The sequence below is a fragment of the Bacteroides sp. AM16-24 genome (assembly GCF_003471885.1).
Classification (GTDB): domain Bacteria; phylum Bacteroidota; class Bacteroidia; order Bacteroidales; family Bacteroidaceae; genus Bacteroides.
Window position 1 is genome coordinate 132522 of record NZ_QRKI01000014.1, and the last position, 21511, is coordinate 154032.

The following is a 21511-nucleotide window of genomic DNA, read 5'->3' on the forward strand; positions in this document are numbered from 1 at the left end:
GTTGAGAGTTGAGAGATAAAAGTTGAGAATTAAGCAACTTGTCCGCCCCAACGTTTCTGCAACTCTTAACGTTTACTGAACTGGAATCTTCTACGAGCTTTCGGTTGTCCCGGTTTCTTACGTTCAACAGAACGCGGGTCACGAGTCATGAAGCCTTCAGCGCGAAGAGCAGCTTTGTCTTCAGCATTCATCTTCACCAATGCGCGGGCAATAGCCAAACGCAAAGCCTGAGACTGACCGGTGAAACCACCACCGCAAAGATTTACTTTAATATCATATTTTTCAGCAACACCCAGCTTGCTCAGCGGTTGTTTTACTACATACTGAAGAATAGTTGATGGAAAGTACTCTGCAAGGTCTCTCTTGTTAATAGTAATCTTTCCTGTACCTTCGGTTACGAAAATGCGTGCAATTGCACTTTTACGTCTGCCTAATGCATTTACTACTTCCATATCTATTATTTAAGTAAGTTTATATCAATTGATTTCGGGTTCTGAGCGTCATGTTTGTGCTCGCTGCCGGCATATACGTACATATTACTCAGCAATTTAGCGCCCAATTTGTTCTTAGGCAACATACCCTTTACTACTTTTCTCAACAGTCTGTCATCACCGTTCGGTTTAGCCTGCAGACGAGCAGGAGTCATTTCTCTCTGACCACCGGGATAACCTGTGTATGACAAATACACTTTGTCAGTCCACTTATTACCTGTCATTTTAACTTTGTCGGCATTGATAATGATTACATTATCACCGCAATCTACGTGAGGAGTAAAGTTTGGTTTATACTTTCCTCTCAACAGTTTCGCAACTTTTGCGCCCAGACGACCCAATACTTGGTCTGTAGCGTCAACAATAACCCATTCTTTGGTTACCGTAGCTTTGTTTGCAGAAATGGTCTTGTAACTTAAAGTATCCACTCTTGATTTGTTTTTTAAATGTTACTACTAAAAAAATCTTCATTACGGATTAGCTACCCCGGACAAAGGTAGATTAACTCGCTCTGAATTAATCGCTTATCCTTATTAGATAATAATCGGCTTGCAAAGGTACGGATTTTCCCAAAACTGGCAAACGTTTTCTTCTTTTTTTTAAAGAAGCTAACTATCAATCACAAGCAATGTTAGGACACAAAACAAGCAGTGTTACGATGCACAAGATTACTTGTTATGCATCGTAACACTGCTTATCATATTAGGACAACCCGCTTTAACGGACAATGTCTTCAGGGAATGCAAGTGGCATCATTACCCGTTTCCAGGTTTCATGATACCAGCAGTTCAGTTCGTTGCCGTTCAAATCTTTAGAAATAAAATACTTCAGATGCATAAGTCCACCCTCTCCCATCTCAAACTCCAGAATATTATCTTTATTATCCAGCATGGGCAGGTGAATGTTTTTCTCAATACTTTCCCGATAGCTATTATCCGTCAGTTGGGTATAGGTACCATATCCGGTGATTATAGCATCTTTGCCGGGAATAAGAGTAAAATTGACGATACGCCCGTCGTCGCTCAACACCTTAAACGTGTTACTGGGCTTCAAAGCACCGGGAACATCCGGAATTTCAGATACATAGTGACACAACTGCCAGATGCCTTTCAAATCTGCAGGTTTGAAACTCGCTTTTTTTTGTGCCATCGCTCCTGTTACCGCCAGCAGCACCGCTGCCAACATGGTAATGAAATACTTCTTCTTCATGTTCGTATATATTGGGTTAACGTATTGGCATCTGACTGTCACAAATATAAGTATTTATTTTGATATTATAACAATTTATCTATAAAAAAAGAGCCCGCACAACCAAGATTGTGCGGGCTACTTCATCTGTTTATTTATGAGTTAAAACTCTGCATTACGCGGTGTACGCGGGAAAGGTATCACATCACGAATATTCGCCATACCCGTCACGAACAGAAGCAAACGCTCAAAGCCCAGACCAAAACCTGAGTGAGGACACGTACCGAACTTACGGGTATCGAGATACCACCACATATCCTTCATAGGTATATGCATTTCGTCAATACGCGTCAACAACTTGTTGTAATCCGCTTCGCGCTCGGAACCACCAATAATCTCACCAATCTTCGGGAACAATACGTCCATTGCACGTACCGTTTTACCATCTTCGTTCTGCTTCATGTAGAACGCTTTGATTTCCTTCGGATAGTCAGTCAGGATAACCGGACGTTTGAAGTGTTCTTCCACGAGATAACGTTCGTGCTCAGAAGCTAGGTCTACACCCCAGTATACCGGGAATTCGAACTTACGACCTTTAGCAACAGCCTCTTCCAGTATCTTAATACCGTCCGTATAAGGCAAACGTACGAAAGATTCCTTCAATACACTTTGCAGACGTTCAATCAAACCTTTGTCGAACATATCGTTGAGGAACTTCACATCATCAGCGCAGTTATCCAAAGCCCACTTCACACAGAACTTGATAAACTCTTCTGCCAGATCCATGTTGTCCGTAATGTCATTGAACGCAACTTCCGGTTCTACCATCCAGAACTCAGCCAAATGGCGTGGAGTATTGGAGTTTTCTGCACGGAATGTAGGACCAAACGTATAAATAGCTCCCAATGCCGTAGCAGCAAGTTCACCTTCCAGCTGTCCGGAAACCGTCAGACTGGCCTGCTTACCAAAGAAGTCGTCATCATAAATGATAGAACCGGCTTCATCCTTCTTCAAATCATAGAGGTTCTTCGTTGTTACCTGGAACATTTGTCCGGCACCTTCACAGTCAGAAGCCGTGATGATAGGTGTATGGAAATAGACGAAACCTTTCTGATGGAAAAAAGTATGGATAGCTATCGCCATGTTATGACGAATGCGGAACACTGCACCAAAAGTATTCGTACGGGGACGCAAGTGAGCAATCTCACGCAGAAACTCCAGTGTATGGCCTTTCTTTTGCAAAGGATATGTATTATCACAAGTTCCCAGAACTTCAATTTCACGAGCTTGAATCTCAGCTTTCTGGCCGGAACCTACAGATTCCGTCAGTTCACCATTCACGCTCAGACAAGCACCGGTAGTAATGTCTTTCAGCATCTCTTCATCAAAGTTTGCCAAATCTACCACAACCTGCACATTATTTATTGTAGAACCGTCATTCAGGGCGATAAAATTAACTTGTTTACTACCTCTGCGGGTACGAACCCAGCCTTTCACGTTGACCATAGCGCCAAAATCTTCGCGCTTCAATACGTCAACAATCTTTGTTCTACTAATCTTTTCCATAAATTTGTGTTAAACCTATATTATATAATTACTCAAAAGAGCCCATGCGCAGGTAGTTTACTTCCTGTTCGCTCAAATAGCGCCATTCGCCACGACGCAAGCCCTTCTTAGTCAGTCCGGCAAAGAATACGCGGTCGAGTTTCACTACCTTGTAGCCCAGTGACTCAAATATACGACGAACAATACGGTTCTTACCTGAGTGGATTTCAATGCCCACTTCATCCCGTCTAACATCGTCCGTATAACTGATAGCATCTGCATGGATTTCACCATCATCCAACTGAATACCAGCTGCAATCTGATCCATATCAGCTTTTGTCACATTCTTATCTGTATGTACGTGATAAATCTTCTTCTTCAGGAACTTCGGATGAGTCAACTTAGAAGCCAAATCACCGTCATTCGTCAGTAGCAATACACCTGTAGTATTGCGGTCCAGACGACCTACCGGATAAATACGTTCATCACAAGCACCTTTCACCAAATCCATTACCGTGCGGCGTGCCTGCGGATCATCCGAGGTAGTTACAGTATCTTTCGGCTTATTCAGCAAGATATAGATCTTACGTTCGATACTTACCGGCTGATCGTGGAATTTCACTTCGTCACCGCGTTTGATCTTGGTTCCGAGCTCTGTAACCACTGCTCCGTTTACAGAAACCACACCTGCTGTGATGAATTCATCTGCCTCACGACGAGAGCAAACACCTGCATTAGCCAAGAACTTATTCAAACGGATCGGTTCATTAGGATCAGTAAACTGCTCCTTATATTCTATCTGCTTCTTACGGCTATACTTTGCATTCGGATCATAATCCGGTGTACGGCGTTGTTGAGGGCGGCCATATCCACCCGGTCTTCCACCACCATTGGGATTAAAACGCGGACGTTGAGGACGATCGCCATAAGAAGAACCACCATAAGAGGAACTTCCATAAGGACGCTGAGGACGGTCGCCACCATCACCACTATTGTAGCGTGGACGATAAGGACGGTCATTGTTATAGGAACGCTGTCCACCATCACCACTATTAAAACGTGGGCGCTGAGGACGGTCACCATAAGAAGGACGCTGAGGACGGTCGCCACCTTCACTGTTATAGCGAGGACGGTAAGGACGATCACCACCACTGTTATTTCCATAGGATGGGCGTTGCGGACGATCGCCACCTTCGCTGTTATAACGCGGACGATAAGGACGGTCGCCACCTTCACGGTTGTAAGACGGACGGTCACCATATGAACGTTGTGGACGTTCACCACCTTCGGCATTAGGATTAAAGCGCGGGCGATACGGGCGATCACTGCTGTAAGCACGCTGTGAACGATCACCACTCTCGCTGTTAAAACGCGGACGATAAGGTCGGTCACCACCTTCACGGTTGTAAGACGGACGGCTGTAATTGTTTTCTCTGTCAAATCTGTTGCCTGAATTCTCCTCATTGGAAGAATCGTCACGCCAAGTTTCGTTTTCTGTACTCATTGTTTTATTCGAATAAAATTAAACGTTGGCCTCACGGCCATTCTATTATCACTTTTATACCTTATATTATATATGTATACTATATTAACAATCACCGGATTTAAAATGTTGGCTTCATTATCCGGCTATTCTTTCTTGCTCTGCTTTAAATACCTGTATATGTATGGGGAGTAATGACGCGCAATTCTTTCTTAATCTCTTCGCTTACATTCAACCCTTCGATAAATTCTTTTATGGAAGCTTCCGTAATAGCCTGGTTGGTACGGGTCAATGCTTTCAATGCCTCATACGGATGCGGATATGCTTCACGGCGCAGGATAGTCTGAATAGCCTCAGCTACCACGCTCCAGCAATTATCCAAATCACGATAAATAGCAGTTTCATTCAGCAACAACTTACGCAACCCCTTCAACGAACTTTGAATGGCAATCACGATATGTCCAAACGGAACGCCTACATTACGCAATACAGTAGAATCAGTCAGGTCGCGTTGCAAACGAGATACCGGCAATTTCACAGCCAGATGTTCCAGAATTGCAGTAGCTATACCCAAGTTACCTTCCGCATTTTCAAAGTCAATCGGATTCACCTTGTGCGGCATAGCACTGGATCCCACTTCACCAGCTTTGATCTTCTGCTTGAAATATTCCATGGAAATATATTGCCAGAAGTCACGGTTCATATCGATCATCACTGTATTAATGCGTTTCATTGCATCAAAGATAGCGGAAAGATTATCATAATTGGAGATCTGCGTAGTATACTCTTCGCGTTCCAATCCCAGCTTTTCAGCAACGAATTTGTTGCCGAATGCTTTCCAGTCAAACTCCGGATAGGCAACATGATGTGCATTGTAATTTCCGGTAGCACCGCCAAACTTAGCAGTAATGGGGCAAGCCTTTAATGTAGTCAATTGGCGTTCAAGACGATAAACGAACACCATTACCTCCTTCCCTAAACGGGTAGGAGAAGCCGGCTGACCATGTGTCTTAGCAAGCATAGGAATAGCAGCCCAGTCTTCCGCATACGTGCGAAGCTGCGCTATCAATTCCTCTATCTGCGGATAGTATACCTGCTCCAGAGCTTCCTTGATAGACAGAGGCACAGAAGTATTATTGATATCCTGTGAAGTCAGTCCGAAATGAATAAACTCTTTATAGTCATCCATTCCACCCATCTTATCAAACTCCTCCTTCAGGAAATATTCCACGGCTTTCACGTCGTGGTTTGTCACACTCTCAATATCCTTGATACGCTGTGCATCAGCTTCTGAGAAGTTACGATAGATATTTCTTAAAGTTTCAAATACACTTTTGTCTACGCCTTTCAACTGCGGCAAAGGCAGCTCGCACAAGGTGATGAAGTATTCCACTTCCACTTGCACGCGGTATTTCACCAAGGCAAACTCCGAGAAATAAGCCGCCAAGGCATCCGTTTTTCCTCTATATCGACCATCAATCGGAGAGATAGCTGTAAGTAAATCAAGTTCCATACGTCGTATTTTGATAATTATCGAGCCGCAAAATTAGCGTTTTTTTCTGAGTAACAAGCCATAAAGAGATAAGAAAGTTAAGAAAGGACGTTAACAGATAAAAAAATAGCCCTGCAAGAACTTGCAAGGCTATTTAATAATTTTACATCTGTGGGCGTTGACGGATTCGAACCGCCGACCCTCTGCTTGTAAGGCAGATGCTCTGAACCAGCTGAGCTAAACGCCCTTTTGGACCGAAAGTGCTTGTTTTTTTTAGTGGGCGTTGACGGATTCGAACCGCCGACCCTCTGCTTGTAAGGCAGATGCTCTGAACCAGCTGAGCTAAACGCCCTTTTGGACCGAAAGTGCTTGTTTTTTTTAGTGGGCGTTGACGGATTCGAACCGCCGACCCTCTGCTTGTAAGGCAGATGCTCTGAACCAGCTGAGCTAAACGCCCATACACTTTCGTTTCAAAAGCGATGCAAAGGTACAGCTTATTTTGATATTACCAAAACAATTGCGAACTATTTTCTAAGAAATTTATACAGAAAGATATATACTTATTGAATTTCAGCATTTTAAATAAGTAACTTTTTTCTGAGACATTTCACCAACATAATCGCTATAAACCGATTCTTCGCCTTACGGAAGAATATGAGTACCCGGTGAAAGCACTTTTTCCTTACTGCCAGGCAATGCCACTACTGCCGTGGTGCCTTGCGGAACAACCACTTGAATACCGAGTTTATGATCTTGCTGCCTTATATCAACCCTGATGTCACCATAAAGAGTAGGCACCACCGCCGAAGCTTTATTCAACGAACCCAGTTGCGGAGCAACACGGAATTGCTTAAATCCGGGAGCAAGTGGTTCTATTCCACACAGTTTTTGACTCAATATAGTCAGCGGACCACCACTCCATGCATGATTTATAGTGCCTCCACCAAAACCTTCGGCGCCTATCCCCCACCCTTCAAATAAGGTGGTATAAGGATATGACATCATTTTAGCATAACGGTCGCGCATACGTTTCAATGCAAACTCCGGTTCGCCCATCATAAACAAGGCTTCCATTACATACTTTTCCATATAAGGACTGGCATGATATTCCTTCTTGAAAACCTTTAGCAAAGCTTTATATCTACCGACCGGTGCCAATCCACTCACTACAGCCATTGCCTGCGCACGGTCATCCGTCTCCCCATTATGCAATTTGGAACGATAAGCCTTACCATTCCAATAGCGGGCGTCAAAAACCGCAGAGATACGTTTCATCATTTCACCGATCTGATTGGCATCATACAGTTTACGCAGATGAAGGGCAAACTCTTTTTCAGCCTTAAGAGCCAGATAATACCAACAGGTAGTAAGAACCTCCATATCAACATCCGTTCCCCAATCGCCCCAACTCCAATCACCCTGACGAACCACAGGCATACCTTGGCCATCAACCTGCCAGACTTCATGCAAATACTTCTTCAGGCCGTCGTAAATATGCGGAACAAAAGAATAATCGTCACTATAGAACGCTTGCGTGTAGAATCCATACCAGCCTACAGACGCAAGCATCTGCAAAGGAAGTTCCTTACACCAGTTCAACGATGGAACAGGAGAAGCAATAACGCCTTCCGGACGTTGCCAGTTCATCAATTCATAGATACCTTTTGCGGCCAACTGCCAACCGCGCGGATCAAGTACATAGAAAGCTTCACCCAACTCGTTTACTTCATCTCCCCACCATTGAGCACGCTCACGATCAGGACAGTCCATGTAATTATCGCGCATGGTAATATATAAAGTACGCGCACTTCGCTTCCACAATTCATTATAGAAATCATCATCGCATGCGAAAGAACCTTTCATATCCGCATTATAACCCGTTTCCCGGTATTTAACGCCCAGCACTTCCACGCCGGCAGGAACAACATAAAGCACCTCATGACCATTCATCCAGCCGAAACTTTCATATTCCTGCTCACCCTCACGAGTAATGTATTCAGCTCTCACATTATTAGCACTTCCTCCCGTATAATTATCGGTCAGCATGCCAACCACCAATCCGGCAGGAGCCTTTACATGCAGATAAGGAGTTATCTGACAATTATAGGGCAAACGGCACCGAATAGTATCCCCTTTTTCATTTTTGACTACTTCCGGATAATCCGTTAACCCACCATTCTTCCACATCGGAATGGGACGGGCTACCAATTTTCCAAACGGCATTTCGTTCGGAGCCACAATTTCGATAGATGCTCCCAGCTTTCCACTGAAATCCGGCATATTCCAACCTGCCAATTCCTTACGGGCATCAAAGCGGATATTACTTTCGGATAAACGATAATTGGGGAATGGGGCTTCTGTATTCTGATAAGCCCGATACACACTACATTGCCAGCTCTTATCACTGACAATGGATAAATTTGCCCCTTGGGCACAAAACAACAAAGCTGCCGTTCCACTATTCACATGACTGAATCCGTTTTTCCCGAAATGCCACACCAGCAGAGCAATGGTATTCTCCCCCTTCTCCAGATAAGGGGCAATATCCACCTGATCATAATAAGTCGCTCCGGGAGCAGGCCCCCGTTTCAATCCGCCTTCAAACACCACCATCTTGCCGTTAATCCATAGCCAATACTTAGAATCCACAGCGATATTTGCAATCATCTCACCCGGAACGCCGGGCAGATGCACCGTTTTACGAAAACAAAGCCAGGTATTCGGAGTACTTTGACAATGTTCACTACCAATCCATTTGGATTGAGGAAGGAAATCATCTGCTGCCTTTAATTGTACAGCAGCCAATATACAAACTAAAACAATAAAGAAATGGGGGATTTTTTTCATGGTTTAAGAACGCATTCTGGTTAAACAATAACTAAACCTTATCTTACCCACAAAGATAAGCATAAAAAAAAGAGATGCCAATTTAGCATCTCTTTTTTTAACTTCAGGTAAATACCTGATTACTTATATTCTTGCCAACTCTTGATAGCAATATCTTCCAGCTTCAATTCGCAGAATGCTTCGATAAAGGCACTTGCCAGACGAGCATTCGTAATCAACGGAATGTTATGGTCGATAGCACCACGACGAATACGGTAACCGTTCGTCAATTCACGCTTCGTATGATTCTTCGGAATGTTAACGATCAAGTCGAACTTGTGTTCAGCTATCATCTTCATTACGTTGTTCTCAGCATCAGGGCGTTCATCCGGCCAGTAAACGGCTTCGGTAGATACACCATGAGCATTTAAGAACGCAGCCGTACCTGCCGTTGCATAAATCTTGTAGCCTTTATCGAAAAGTACACGACTGGACTCCAACAAATCTACTTTTGATTTCATTGCACCGGAAGAGAACATAACACCTTTTTGAGGTATCTGGAAACCTGTAGCAATCATTGCACTCAGCAATGCTTCTGAGAAGTCATCACCAATACAACCAACTTCACCCGTAGAAGACATATCCACACCCAGTACCGGGTCTGCCTTGTGCAAACGAGAGAAGGAGAACTGAGAAGCTTTCACACCGATCCAATCAATATCGAATGCTGATTTATCAGGACGTGTATAAGGAGCATCCAGCATGATACGGGTAGCAGTTTCTATAAAATTGCGTTTCAGCACTTTAGAAACAAACGGGAAGCTACGGGAAGCACGAAGGTTACACTCGATAACCTTCACTTCATTGTTACGTGCCAGGAACTGGATGTTGAACGGACCGGAGATATTGAGTTCCTTCGCAATCTGACGGCTGATCTTCTTAATGCGACGTGCCGTAGCAAAGTAAATCTTCTGTGCCGGGAATACCAACGTAGCATCACCAGAGTGCACACCCGCAAATTCCACATGCTCGGAAATAGCATATTCCACCACTTCACCATTCTGTGCTACAGCATCAAATTCGATTTCTTTTGTATTCTGCAAGAATTGAGAGATTACTACCGGATATTCCTTTGATACCTCAGCAGCCATCTTCAAGAAGTTTTCCAATTCTTCTTCATCATAGCATACGTTCATCGCAGCACCCGAAAGCACATAAGACGGACGAACCAATACCGGATAACCGACCTTTTCTACGAAACCTTTCACATCTTCCAGACTGGTAAGTTCCTGCCAAGCCGGCTGGTCAATACCCAGTTGGTCGAGCATTGCAGAGAACTTGTTACGGTTTTCAGCACGGTCGATAGAGATAGGAGAAGTTCCCAAGATGGGTACTGACTGACGGTGCAGCTTCATTGCCAGATTGTTCGGAATCTGTCCGCCTACAGATACAATTACACCACGAGGCTGTTCCAAGTCGATAACATCGAGTACACGTTCGAAAGAAAGTTCGTCGAAGTAAAGACGGTCGCACATATCGTAGTCAGTAGATACAGTTTCGGGGTTGTAATTGATCATAATAGACTTATAACCCAACTTGCGTGCTGTCTGCACTGCATTTACCGAACACCAGTCGAACTCTACGGAAGAACCGATACGGTAAGCACCGGAACCCAGTACAACTACTGATTTTTCATTCTTATAATAGTTCACATCATACCCTTCAACGGCATATGTCATGTACAGGTAGTTAGTCAGTTCCGGATGCTCGGAAGCTACGGTATTGATACGCTTCACTGCCGGCAGAATACCCAACTCTTTACGACGGGCACGCACCATCAGGTTTTCCTTCTCCATATTACCTTGCGGATCGAGTACAAAACGTGCAATCTGGAAGTCAGAGAAGCCCAGCACTTTTGCTTGACGCAATACATCTGCCGGAATATCTTCCACCTTATTATATTGAGAAAGTTTCAACTTATAGTCAACAATGTTCTTCAATTTGCCAAGGAACCAGGGATCGATCTTCGTCAGGTCGAAGATACGGTCTATTGTATAGCCATTTTCCAAAGCTTCAGCAATAGCGAACACACGCAAGTCCGTAGGACGTGAAAGTTCGCGGTCCAGATCATCAAAGTGCAGGTCGTTGCCTACAAATCCATGCATACCTTGACCGATCATACGCAACCCCTTCTGGATAATTTCTTCGAAAGAGCGTCCGATAGACATGATTTCACCAACAGACTTCATGCTGGAACCGATTTCGCGAGATACACCAACGAACTTCGTCAAGTCCCAACGAGGGATTTTACAAATCAGGTAATCCAGTTGCGGAGCCACGTATGCAGAGTTCGGAGTTCCCATTTCACCAATCTGGTCGAGCGTATAGCCCAATGCAATCTTAGCGGCAACGAATGCCAACGGATATCCTGTAGCCTTAGAAGCCAAAGCAGAAGAACGGGACAGACGAGCATTTACCTCGATCACACGGTAGTCGTTTGTTTCAGCATTGAATGCATACTGAATGTTACATTCGCCCACGATACCCAAGTGACGGATACACTTTGTAGAGAGGTCTTGCAACATCTTCACCTGTTCGTCAGTCAGTGAACAAGTCGGAGCTACTACGATAGACTCTCCCGTATGGATACCCAGCGGGTCGAAGTTTTCCATGCTTGCCACTGTAAAGCAGTGGTCATTTGCATCACGGATTACCTCAAACTCAATTTCTTTCCAACCTTTCAGAGACTCTTCTACCAGAATTTGTTTAGAGAAAGCGAAGGAGCTTTCAGCCAGTTTCAGGAACTCTTCCTTATCCTGACAGATACCGCTGCCCAAACCACCCAGTGCGTAAGCAGATCGAACCATAACCGGGAAGCCAATGCGTTCAGCAGCCGCAATAGCATCTTCCATGCTCTCTACAGCCTGGCTGACAGGAGTCTTCATCTCGATCTCGTCCAGTTTCTTCACGAAGAGGTCACGGTCTTCCGTATACATGATAGCTTCTACCGAAGTACCCAATACGCGTACACCATATTTGTTCAGGATACCACTTGTGTACAACTCAGCACCGCAGTTCAAGGCAGTCTGACCACCGAAAGCCAACAGGATACCATCAGGTTGTTCCTTCTTGATGATTTCTTCTACGAAATAAGTAGTTACAGGCAGGAAATAAACCTTATCTGCGATACCTTCCGAAGTCTGGATAGTCGCAATGTTCGGGTTTACCAATACTGAACTGATACCTTCTTCACGCAAAGCTTTCAATGCTTGCGAACCGGAATAGTCGAACTCCCCGGCCTGACCGATCTTGAGTGCACCTGAGCCCAAGACCAACACTTTCTTCAAATTCTTTTCCATATATTCTCTTGTTGTCTATTAAGTTTCTTTCTATACATTCGGGCACAAAAAAAAATGCGTTACCCAACAAAGGATTAACGCATTACCAAAGAACTAACAATATCTTCTCAGAGAAAGAGAAATCATCGACTAACGAATGAAATTCATTCGAATGCAGATTATATGTATCTCTTTTCCCGTGTTGTTGCATCGTTGCTTTAAAATTTGTGCAAAGTAACGACTTATTTCAATAATAAACAAATTATAGCCCATGAAATTAGCTTTATTATAAAGTCACACTCTCCTTACCACAAAAACACAATAAACCTACTACAAAACTTTCTCACTCCGGTTTTAAACTTTATCTTTGCACTGAAGATCTATATCTTCAAACTGAACATAAGCATCTTCAACTTAAAGATATTTATCTCCAGCCTGAATATAACTTTTCTTCCTAATCACAGGTATCTCCATCCCTAAAGAGAAGGCACCTCAAAGTTAAGGAGAGTCTTCATTTATCATTAACTGTTAGCACGAACATCATTAATAGCATTAAAATACAATGGCTGAATATGAAATGCAGGAGTCGAACCTGCCAAATGAAGAGGGCAAACGAATCCTCTTTCCACGCATGAAGTTATGGAACCAAGTAAATCTGGAATACATTGCGAGCAACATTAATTATGCCAGTACCTTCACCCCGGGAGACATCATCGGATTGGTACACTCGCTCACACAAGAAATTGCCTACCAAATGGCACAAGGCAATTCGGTAAAGGTAGACGGACTGGGCATCTTCACGCCAGCACTGGGATTGCGCAAAGGCAAAGAACGGGAATCGGGCGAGAAAAAGGGACAGCGACGAAATGCGATGAGCATCTGCGTACAGAATATTAATTTCCGTGCCGACAAGCAATTCATCGAGGAAACCGGAAGACGCTGCATATTAAACCGCTCGGAGATAAAGCCCAACCGCTCATCCTCAAAATACACGCCGGAACAACGGTTACAACTGGCACAAAAATATCTGGAAGAACATCCTTATATGAGAGTGAATGACTATTGCCAACTAACCGGTTTGCTGCGAAACACCGCCGCCAAGGAACTGAAGCACTGGAGGGAAATGCCGGAAACAGGCATTAGCACCAACGGACGAGGTTCGCATAAGCTCTATGTGAAGCGGAAAGAAACAGCTTTTCCTTGAGGTTTCGATAAATATCGGTATCTTTGCAGTCATATTAAAATTCACGAAAGAAAAAACAAAGAAAATCATAGATATGACTAAAGAGAAAATCATCCTCACGGGCGACCGCCCAACAGGACGCCTGCACATAGGACACTATGTAGGCTCATTGAGAAGAAGAGTAGAGTTGCAAAACTCCGGTTTATATGACAAGATATTTGTCTTCATTGCTGATGCACAAGCATTAACAGACAATGTGGACAATCCGGAAAAAGTACGCCAGAACGTCATCGAAGTGGCCCTTGACTATCTGGCATGCGGACTGGATCCGGAGAAAAGCACCATCTTCATCCAATCACAAATTGCCGAATTATGCGAGTTGAGCTTTTACTTCATGAATATGGTAACTGTGAGCCGCCTGCAACGCAATCCTACTGTGAAAGCCGAAATCCAACTACGCAACTTCGATGCCAGCATTCCCGTGGGTTTCTTCACCTACCCCATTAGCCAGGCAGCAGATATCACAGCTTTCAAGGCAACAACTGTCCCTGTAGGTGAAGACCAGGAGCCAATGCTGGAGCAAGCCCGCGAAATCGTTCGTCGCTTCAACTATATCTATGGTGAAACGCTGGTTGAACCGGAAATCCTTCTGCCCGACAATGCCGCTTGTCTGCGCCTTCCCGGAACAGACGGAAAAGCCAAAATGAGCAAGAGCCTGGGTAACTGTATCTACCTTTCCGACTCTGCCGACGAAATACAGAAAAAAGTGAAGAGCATGTACACCGATCCCGATCACTTGCGTGTACAAGACCCGGGTAAAGTAGAGGGCAATCCTGTCTTCACCTATCTGGATGCCTTCTGCCGTCCCGAACACTTCGGTCTTTACCTGCCCGACTATCCGAATCTCGATGAACTGAAAGCGCATTATCAGCGTGGCGGTCTGGGTGATATGAAGGTGAAAGGATTCCTGAACTCCATCATGCAGGAGACACTGGAACCGATTCGCAACCGCCGTAAAGAGTTTGAGAAAGATATACCTGCCATCTATGAGATGCTGAAGAAAGGCTGTGATGCGGCACGCGAAGTTGCTGCTGCCACACTGGACGATGTACGCAAAGCGATGAAGATAAACTATTTCGACGATGCGGAACTGATAGCTGAACAGGTGAAGAAATTCAGTGCAGAATAATTCCCGCACTATTATCAAATAGAGAAACGCCCTGCCTCCCATAGATTAACGAGAAGGCAGGGCGTTTCCTTGCTTATGAAAGAACTATTAATTGGCAGATTTCACTAATACCACACGGTTCAGAATTGGCTGACCAAATTTGTCTACACCACCACCGGCTTCAATATTCAAGCGGTCGGCAGCAATACCGTAATTCTTAACCAGTGCATCTTTAACAGCTTGTGCACGTTTCAAACTCAACTCTTTGTTGAATGCCGGAGTACCGGTTGCAGAGTCTGCATAACCATTCACGGTGTAAGTTGCATTCGGGAACTGCTTCATCTGTTCTGCCAGATATGACAGGTTCATGATTTCACGCGGAGACAGTTCAGCAGAACCGATTGTGAAGAATACAGTACGCGGTGCGATATCCGGATCCGGAACGATTACTTCTGTTTCTGTAACTTCGGCTACCGGTTGGTTTTGAGCCTGTATCAAAGCATTCTTCAACTGTGCATTCTGCGCACCCATTGCGGCCAACTTATCTTGCATAGCAGCCAACTCGATTTGAGAAATCAACTGCGGCATCGGACGACGGAAACCACGGGCAGGGAAACGGTAAGTCAAACCGACTGTAGCACTCAGTACGCCATCATATCCATGATCGCCACCAACTTCACCATCGAATTTATCTTCAACGCCCATTGCACTTAATTCCAGATTAATATCGAATGCATTCGAAATACGGAATTTATTGATGATACCTGCATTCACAGACAATGCCTCGCGATGAGGTTTTGAATAGTTGTGGGTAAAACCGGCACCGACATAAGGAATAATTTCATAAACACGATGCTGATTGTAACCACCGAAAAGCGCATTCAGATTGAACATCACATCAGCATGGAGGTTCATATAATCAAAACGCTGTTTATAATAACCGTCTTTCATCTGAGTGCCTTTTACATAATCTGCTCCTGCATCATATGTGAAACCTCTTGCTTGAAGACCGCTATATTGCAAACGCAATCCTAAACCAGGGGTAAACCATTTACCGACGGAAACATTCAGTGTCGGACTAATACGTTTGCCAAAACTTCCGGCTGAATCGTTATCACCAAATGTAGCTTCGGCACCACCGCCAATAGAGAAGAACCAATTGCTCCAGAAAGGATTCGTTATCACCTGATACTTATCCTGTACCTGGATTACTTCATACTCTACAACTTCACTTGTACTGTTCTGCGCCCAGGCGGCAGAAGTCAGACCGGCCAAAGCCAGCAACATTAGAATCTTTTTCATATACCTAAATAGTTAAGTGGTTAATTTAAATTCATTATTATAACTGACTAAATAACACCATCCCCACTAAAAGGTTTTTGAAAGAGATTATTTTTTGTTATTACCTTTAATCTTTATCGCGAGAATAATTTCTCAATATCCTCTTCTTTTATAGTTGACAATACGGTACGTCCATCCGGTGTATAGTTTGGAGTAGGGCAAGCAAACAGGCTATCTACCAAATTAGCCATTTCTTCATTGCTCAGCACTTGTCCATAAACGATTGCCGCAGCCTTTGCCAGCGTCAAAGCCAATATGGTTTGCACTTCTTCTTTTACATCATTTCCTTTTTCCATGGCAGTATGTACCATATTGCGCACCAATTCCACAGGATTCAGCCCTTCAATGCCAGACGGAATACCATTGATAGCATAACTGCCACCGCCCAACGGGGTTAATTCAAATCCAACTGCCGAGAAGTCTTCCATAATGCTTTCCAACACAGCAGCTTCCGAAGCCGGCAACTGTACGATTTCCGGAAACAGGACGCCCTGAGATACTCCCTGCTTCTGACTGATCTGATTCATATAACGTTCAAACAATACCCGGATATGTGCCCTGTGTTGGTCTATCAACATCAAGCCGGACTTCACCGAAGTCAGAATAAAACGTCCCTTGAATTGGAAATGCTGCGCTCCCTTTTCCACTGCCGGCTCATTAGCATACAACGGTGCAGATAAGGAAGAAGAAGCCTGCGTTTCCGGTATATATGGTGTACGTTCTTCAGACATATCAGTCGATACCGATGCAGAAGCCCAATCTGTTTCATCTACAAACGGTTCTTCTTCCATCGGAGCATTCATTTTGCTGGCTTTTTCCAGCCCATCATACAATCCTTCCCAGTCTACTTTCGGACGGGAATAGTTGCCACCGCTATAAGAAGAGGCAGAAGAAGTTTTAAACGGATTGAAGTCTGAATTATAATGCACTTTCGGCGGTTCTATCGGGCGTGTCTGATCAAATGCCGGAATATCAGGCATACCTTCGGTATCAAAATCGATAGACGGTATGGCATTAAACTTGCCCAATGATTCTTTAACAGACGCAGAAAGTATCTGCCAAATCGCTTGTTCATTTTCAAATTTGATTTCCGTCTTTGTAGGATGTATATTCACATCTATATTTGCCGGATCTACCTCAAAATAGATAAAGTAAGAGATCTGCTCACCAGCCGGAATCAGCTGTTCATAAGCATCCATCACTGCTTTATGGAAATATGGATGACGCATATAACGGCCATTCACAAAGAAGTACTGATGAGCACCTTTCTTTCGTGCCGTCTCCGGCTTGGCTACAAAGCCCGATACCTTCACCATGGTGGTATCCACATCCACCGATAGCAAATACTGGTTCAGCTTTTTGCCAAACACAGCAAGAATACGTTGCCGAAGCGGCATAACCGGCAAATTAAACAGTTCGGTATCATTGCTATATAGATAGAATGCCACTTCGGGATGTACCAAAGCGATGCGTTCAAATTCTGTAAGGATATTGCTAAGTTCCGTAGAATTCGCTTTCAGGAATTTACGACGGGCAGGAATATTAAAGAATAAGTTTTTAATGGAGAAGTTACTTCCTTTAGGGCAGGATACCGCTTCCTGACTTTCTACTTTAGAACCAGCTATCACAATCCGTGTGCCCAATTCTTCATTTGCCGTACGGGTTTTCAATTCTACTTCTGCTACCGCAGCCACAGAGGCCAATGCCTCGCCACGAAATCCCATCGTACGTAAAGCAAACAAATCGGCTGCTTCTTTTATCTTAGAAGTGGCATGGCGTTCAAAGGCAAGGCGAGCATCCGTTTCGGACATACCTTTTCCATCATCAATCACCTGAATACAGGTTTTTCCTGCATCCGTCACTAATACGTGTATTTCTTGTGCTTCGGCATCAATCGCATTTTCTACCAATTCCTTTATCACAGATGCCGGACGCTGAATCACCTCTCCGGCAGCAATCTGATTGGCAACCGAATCGGGCAGCAAATGAATAATGTCGCTCATTATAATTACAAATTATGAATTATGAATTACAAATAACGAATAACAACAGATTACATGATGCCACATTGTAATTCGTAATTTGTAATTCGTAATTAAATTAAATAATTCCGGTACTTATTGCATACCACAAGTATATCAGCAAGGCAATAATAACCAATATCACCCCCAGATGTACCGGTTTACGTCCGCTTTCCTTGCGTCGCTTCAAATGAGTAGTTCCTTCTACAAACTTCCCCCGGATATCTTCCGGTGAAAACTCTTTTTCAGGTAACATCCCCAAATCACGCTTGGCGCTCTCTTCCATTTTCGCCAACTTCTCTTTCCGCTCATCCACATATATGTATGGATGGTTAAAGCCGCGCGGCTTTCTCATAGTGAACATTCCCATAGCGTTTATTTATTTCGTTTAATATTCATATTCCTTGGTGAAGTTAAAGGTTTCCGGTCTGATTTCTGCATTTGCTGACCAGCCTTCTTTCCCCTCCATTCAAATATATCTTCCTTATTTCGCGGACGAATATAATCAAACCAAGCAAAGGTAGGCAATTTGTATTTCTCCGCAGGAATCTGATCCATCGGATACATCGTACCGTTAGCTTTACCAATAAAAGCACCTTTCTCCATACGTCTATCCTTCAGCAACATACGCAAGAAGCTACCTTCGGCATAATTCAGTCCTATCAAACTACTATCTCTCTCTTCTACCGGATAAAAGATAACCAGCACATTACCGTTCACGTCAACCTGACGCATGTCTCCTGCTACAAAGAATCCTTTCATCTCTTTACCCGACACCTGATTATAATGGATAGAGTCTTTCTGTTCTATGGTAAAAGCCTGGTTAATGATATGTACCCAGTCTATAGTGCTGTCATTCATATATGCCTTGATCTCCTCACCTAATACCTGTTGCGCACCGTGCCACAAAATAGGATCAGTATACATCGTCATGCAAGAATCTTTTGAATTATAAACCAAAGAGTCGCACACAGCCTGTACATCGGTACGGTAAGCACGGACTTTATGATAAACACGCATTTCACGATACATGGAATCCGTATTTATATTATAAGTAATCAACCGTAACGTATCACCATGCATAAACAAACTGTCACCTTGTGAATAATCAATGGCGACAGCACGCTGAGTAGCGAGAGCGCTTCCCGTTATTTCATTATAGAAACAATAGTTACCTGTCAACATGTTTTTGTTGATAGTATCATTCATCTGCACATTCTCAAATGCTTCACCGTATCCTAATACACGATCGTAGAAAATGCTGTCACCTGTCAACTTCTTACCTTCATTAGTTAACACGGAGCGATCCAGCAGTTCAGCTTGTTCAGTAGTAGTATTATAAAATCCTCGTTCAGAGTAGATATGGTTATTATCACTCACGATATCCGAAGGCCCCAGAATCGTGGCTATCTTAGTTGCAGTGCTATATTTCAAGGTATCCGAAGTCAATATGAATTTCGGATTCACCAACTTCACATCATGGTTGAATACAGATATTTTCGTTGCCGGACTATATTCCCCCCACTCAGACGTCAGTACATTCTCTTCATCAGTCAATGTACCGCCCTCAAAGTAGTAACCCAGATTATACAAACGGTCGTAGTTCAAACTATCAGTTGTCAAGGTAGTATTTCGGTTGATCATACGGACATTTTCACGAAGCATTGCCAACTGCGACATACCGTCATAATACAGATAATCTCCATAGATAAAAAGCGTATCCCCCTGCTCCATACGAACATTACCAAACGCTTCTACCGAATTTGTCTTTTCGTAGATCAACGCACTGTCACAATACATATACATGCTATCGTGACGCAACTTCACCGACCGGATCAGTATCTGGATATCCGGATGTAACACTTTGTCCGCCTGTGCCTCTTCAGCATGAAGCAAATCGACCCGGGTTTTCTTCTTTTCAGGTTCCTTTTTCTTATCCTGAGCGCTCAGTAAACAGACACCAAACAGGCATAGAAAGCCTGCGAGAAGGAATCTATGCCTGTTCAGAAAATTAGTTCTTGTATTTTTTTTCTGCATACAAAAAGAATCAATGTATCATCCGGAATCAGTCTTTAACCCAACCCGGATACTTGAATGTACAGTTCTTCCAGTTATCGTTGATGCGTACGTACGTATGCTTCTGCTTTTCACGAATCCACTTATCCAGCATTTCATCACGGCGTTTTTCCAAAACGATTTCTTTCAGATTCTGATAGTCTTCTGAAATTGTAGCTTTGTGTCCGTTGATGCGGCTTTTCAGTTTCACGATCACACACTCTTCTTTACCGGTCTTTTGCGGAATCATGGTAAATGCTGTGGAGATTTCTCCTACTTTCATATTATCTACCACTTTGGCAATCTCGGGCGGAAGTTCCTGCATCTCGAACTTAGAAGTATTATTGTTAGGATTAGGCAACAAACCGTGGTTGTTGCGTGTATCTTTATCCTGCGAAAGTACAGAAGCAGCTTCCTCAAAAGAGAACTTACCATTACGGATATCATCTGCAATAGAATCCAGACGGGCAGTACCTGCCATCAATGCTTCTTCCGGTACATGAGGCTTCAGCAAAATATGACGCACCTTGATTCGGTCACCACGTTTTTCCATCAACTGGATAATGTGGAAACCATACTCAGATTCTACAATCTTAGAAACCTTATTAGGGTCTTGCAAGTTAAAAGCCACATTTGCAAATGCGGGGTCCAAGTATCCACGTCCTGTAAATGGCATTTCACCACCATTGATAGCCGTACCACGGTCGTCAGAATACAAACGTGCCAACATAGAGAAACTTTCCCCCTTATTCACACGCTCCGTATATTCACGCAGCTTTCTTTTCACATCTTCAATCTCATCCAAAGGGATCTTTGGTTGCTGTGTGATGATCTGCACCTCTACCTGGGTAGGGATATAAGGGATACTATCCTGCGGCAGGTCTTTGAAGTAACGACGTACTTCTGCCGGAGTAATCTTAATCTCTCCCACCAGTTTCTGCTGCATCTTCTGCACTTTCAGACCTTCGCGTGCATTTTCACGTAAAGTCTCACGAATCTGGCTGGATGTCTTATTGAAGTATTCTTCCATTTTTTCACGCGAACCGATATTGGCGATATACATATTCGTCATATAGTCCACACGCTGGATAACTTCACTTTCAGGTACTTCGATACTATCGAGAGCAGCCTGATGCAAAAACAGCTTCTGCACAGCTATTTCTTCCGGAATCACGCAGTAAGGATCGCCGTCAAACTTGCGTCCTTCGTAAGCAGCACTCATACGTGCTTCTTCCACTTCAGACTTCAATATAGCCTCGTCGCCCACTACCCAAACTACCTCGTCAATCACGTTGTCTTGTCCGTAAACGGCAGAACCGGTCATCAGCGCCAAGGCACATAAAACTACAAACTTAAAGTTCATAAAATTCTTCATTCTGT

Annotated in this window: 15 protein-coding genes and 3 tRNA genes; 2 read left to right on the top strand and 16 right to left on the bottom strand. The window is 43.8% G+C overall.

Going from position 1 to position 21511, the window contains the following annotated elements; genetic code table 11:
• Nucleotides 1-65: 65 nt before the first annotated feature.
• The 11 genes from rpsI to carB all read right to left on the bottom strand — a co-directional run bounded on the left by rpsI (nucleotide 66) and on the right by carB (nucleotide 12384).
• Nucleotides 66-452 (bottom strand): 30S ribosomal protein S9, encoded by a 387-nt coding sequence (rpsI, locus tag DW182_RS16050; protein ID WP_007210470.1) that lies wholly within the window; start codon nucleotides 450-452, stop codon nucleotides 66-68.
• Between the two features lie 5 nt (nucleotides 453-457).
• Nucleotides 458-919 carry a 50S ribosomal protein L13 gene (rplM, locus tag DW182_RS16055; RefSeq protein ID WP_007659593.1) on the bottom strand — a complete coding sequence of 154 codons (462 nt, stop codon included), beginning with the start codon at nucleotides 917-919 and terminating at the stop codon, nucleotides 458-460.
• A gap of 289 nt (nucleotides 920-1208) precedes the next feature.
• Nucleotides 1209-1700: a DUF4488 domain-containing protein gene (locus tag DW182_RS16060; RefSeq protein WP_118296167.1), complete on the bottom strand. Its 492-nt coding sequence runs from the start codon at nucleotides 1698-1700 to the stop codon at nucleotides 1209-1211.
• Between the two features lie 141 nt (nucleotides 1701-1841).
• Entirely contained in the window at nucleotides 1842-3245 is a 1404-nt protein-coding gene (asnS, locus tag DW182_RS16065; protein ID WP_118296168.1) for an asparagine--tRNA ligase, read from the bottom strand.
• Between the two features lie 28 nt (nucleotides 3246-3273).
• Nucleotides 3274-4728, bottom strand: coding sequence for a pseudouridine synthase (locus tag DW182_RS16070; RefSeq protein WP_118296169.1), 1455 nt, complete (start codon nucleotides 4726-4728; stop codon nucleotides 3274-3276).
• Nucleotides 4729-4873: 145 nt separating this feature from the next.
• Nucleotides 4874-6220: an adenylosuccinate lyase gene (gene purB, locus DW182_RS16075; RefSeq protein ID WP_022392336.1), complete on the bottom strand. Its 1347-nt coding sequence runs from the start codon at nucleotides 6218-6220 to the stop codon at nucleotides 4874-4876.
• 151 nt (nucleotides 6221-6371) lie between these two features.
• A tRNA-Val gene (locus tag DW182_RS16080) sits at nucleotides 6372-6446 on the bottom strand.
• A gap of 30 nt (nucleotides 6447-6476) precedes the next feature.
• Nucleotides 6477-6551, bottom strand: a tRNA-Val gene (locus DW182_RS16085).
• Nucleotides 6552-6581: 30 nt separating this feature from the next.
• Nucleotides 6582-6656: transfer RNA gene (locus tag DW182_RS16090), tRNA-Val, on the bottom strand.
• 185 nt (nucleotides 6657-6841) lie between these two features.
• Nucleotides 6842-9046 carry an alpha-L-rhamnosidase C-terminal domain-containing protein gene (locus DW182_RS16095; RefSeq protein WP_118296170.1) on the bottom strand — a complete coding sequence of 735 codons (2205 nt, stop codon included), beginning with the start codon at nucleotides 9044-9046 and terminating at the stop codon, nucleotides 6842-6844.
• A 119-nt stretch (nucleotides 9047-9165) separates the two neighbouring features.
• The gene (gene carB / locus DW182_RS16100) at nucleotides 9166-12384 is read right to left on the bottom strand and encodes a carbamoyl-phosphate synthase (glutamine-hydrolyzing) large subunit (protein WP_007659579.1); all 3219 of its coding nucleotides are present in this window, start codon (nucleotides 12382-12384) and stop codon (nucleotides 9166-9168) included.
• A gap of 541 nt (nucleotides 12385-12925) precedes the next feature.
• Between carB and DW182_RS16105 the strand changes: the two genes are divergently transcribed.
• Together DW182_RS16105 and trpS are read left to right on the top strand one after the other, a co-directional pair.
• Nucleotides 12926-13567 (top strand): HU family DNA-binding protein, encoded by a 642-nt coding sequence (locus DW182_RS16105; RefSeq protein WP_118296171.1) that lies wholly within the window; start codon nucleotides 12926-12928, stop codon nucleotides 13565-13567.
• Between the two features lie 73 nt (nucleotides 13568-13640).
• A complete protein-coding gene (gene trpS / locus DW182_RS16110) occupies nucleotides 13641-14735 on the top strand; it encodes a tryptophan--tRNA ligase (protein ID WP_007659570.1) in 1095 nt (364 codons plus the stop codon).
• A gap of 87 nt (nucleotides 14736-14822) precedes the next feature.
• Here the strand turns inward: trpS and DW182_RS16115 are convergent, their stop codons facing one another.
• From DW182_RS16115 to DW182_RS16135, 5 genes are all read right to left on the bottom strand, one after another.
• Nucleotides 14823-16016, bottom strand: a complete 1194-nt coding sequence (locus DW182_RS16115; protein WP_117693935.1) for an OmpA family protein — start codon at nucleotides 16014-16016, stop codon at nucleotides 14823-14825.
• Between the two features lie 113 nt (nucleotides 16017-16129).
• A complete protein-coding gene (gene mutL, locus DW182_RS16120) occupies nucleotides 16130-18058 on the bottom strand; it encodes a DNA mismatch repair endonuclease MutL (RefSeq protein WP_117693933.1) in 1929 nt (642 codons plus the stop codon).
• A 97-nt stretch (nucleotides 18059-18155) separates the two neighbouring features.
• Complete coding sequence (locus DW182_RS16125) at nucleotides 18156-18446, bottom strand: hypothetical protein (RefSeq protein WP_007659566.1); 291 nt, start codon at nucleotides 18444-18446, stop codon at nucleotides 18156-18158.
• A 5-nt stretch (nucleotides 18447-18451) separates the two neighbouring features.
• Complete coding sequence (locus DW182_RS16130; RefSeq protein ID WP_118296172.1) at nucleotides 18452-20113, bottom strand: OstA-like protein; 1662 nt, start codon at nucleotides 20111-20113, stop codon at nucleotides 18452-18454.
• Between the two features lie 28 nt (nucleotides 20114-20141).
• Nucleotides 20142-21506 (bottom strand): peptidylprolyl isomerase, encoded by a 1365-nt coding sequence (locus tag DW182_RS16135; RefSeq protein ID WP_118223484.1) that lies wholly within the window; start codon nucleotides 21504-21506, stop codon nucleotides 20142-20144.
• Between the last annotated feature and the right edge of the window lie 5 nt (nucleotides 21507-21511).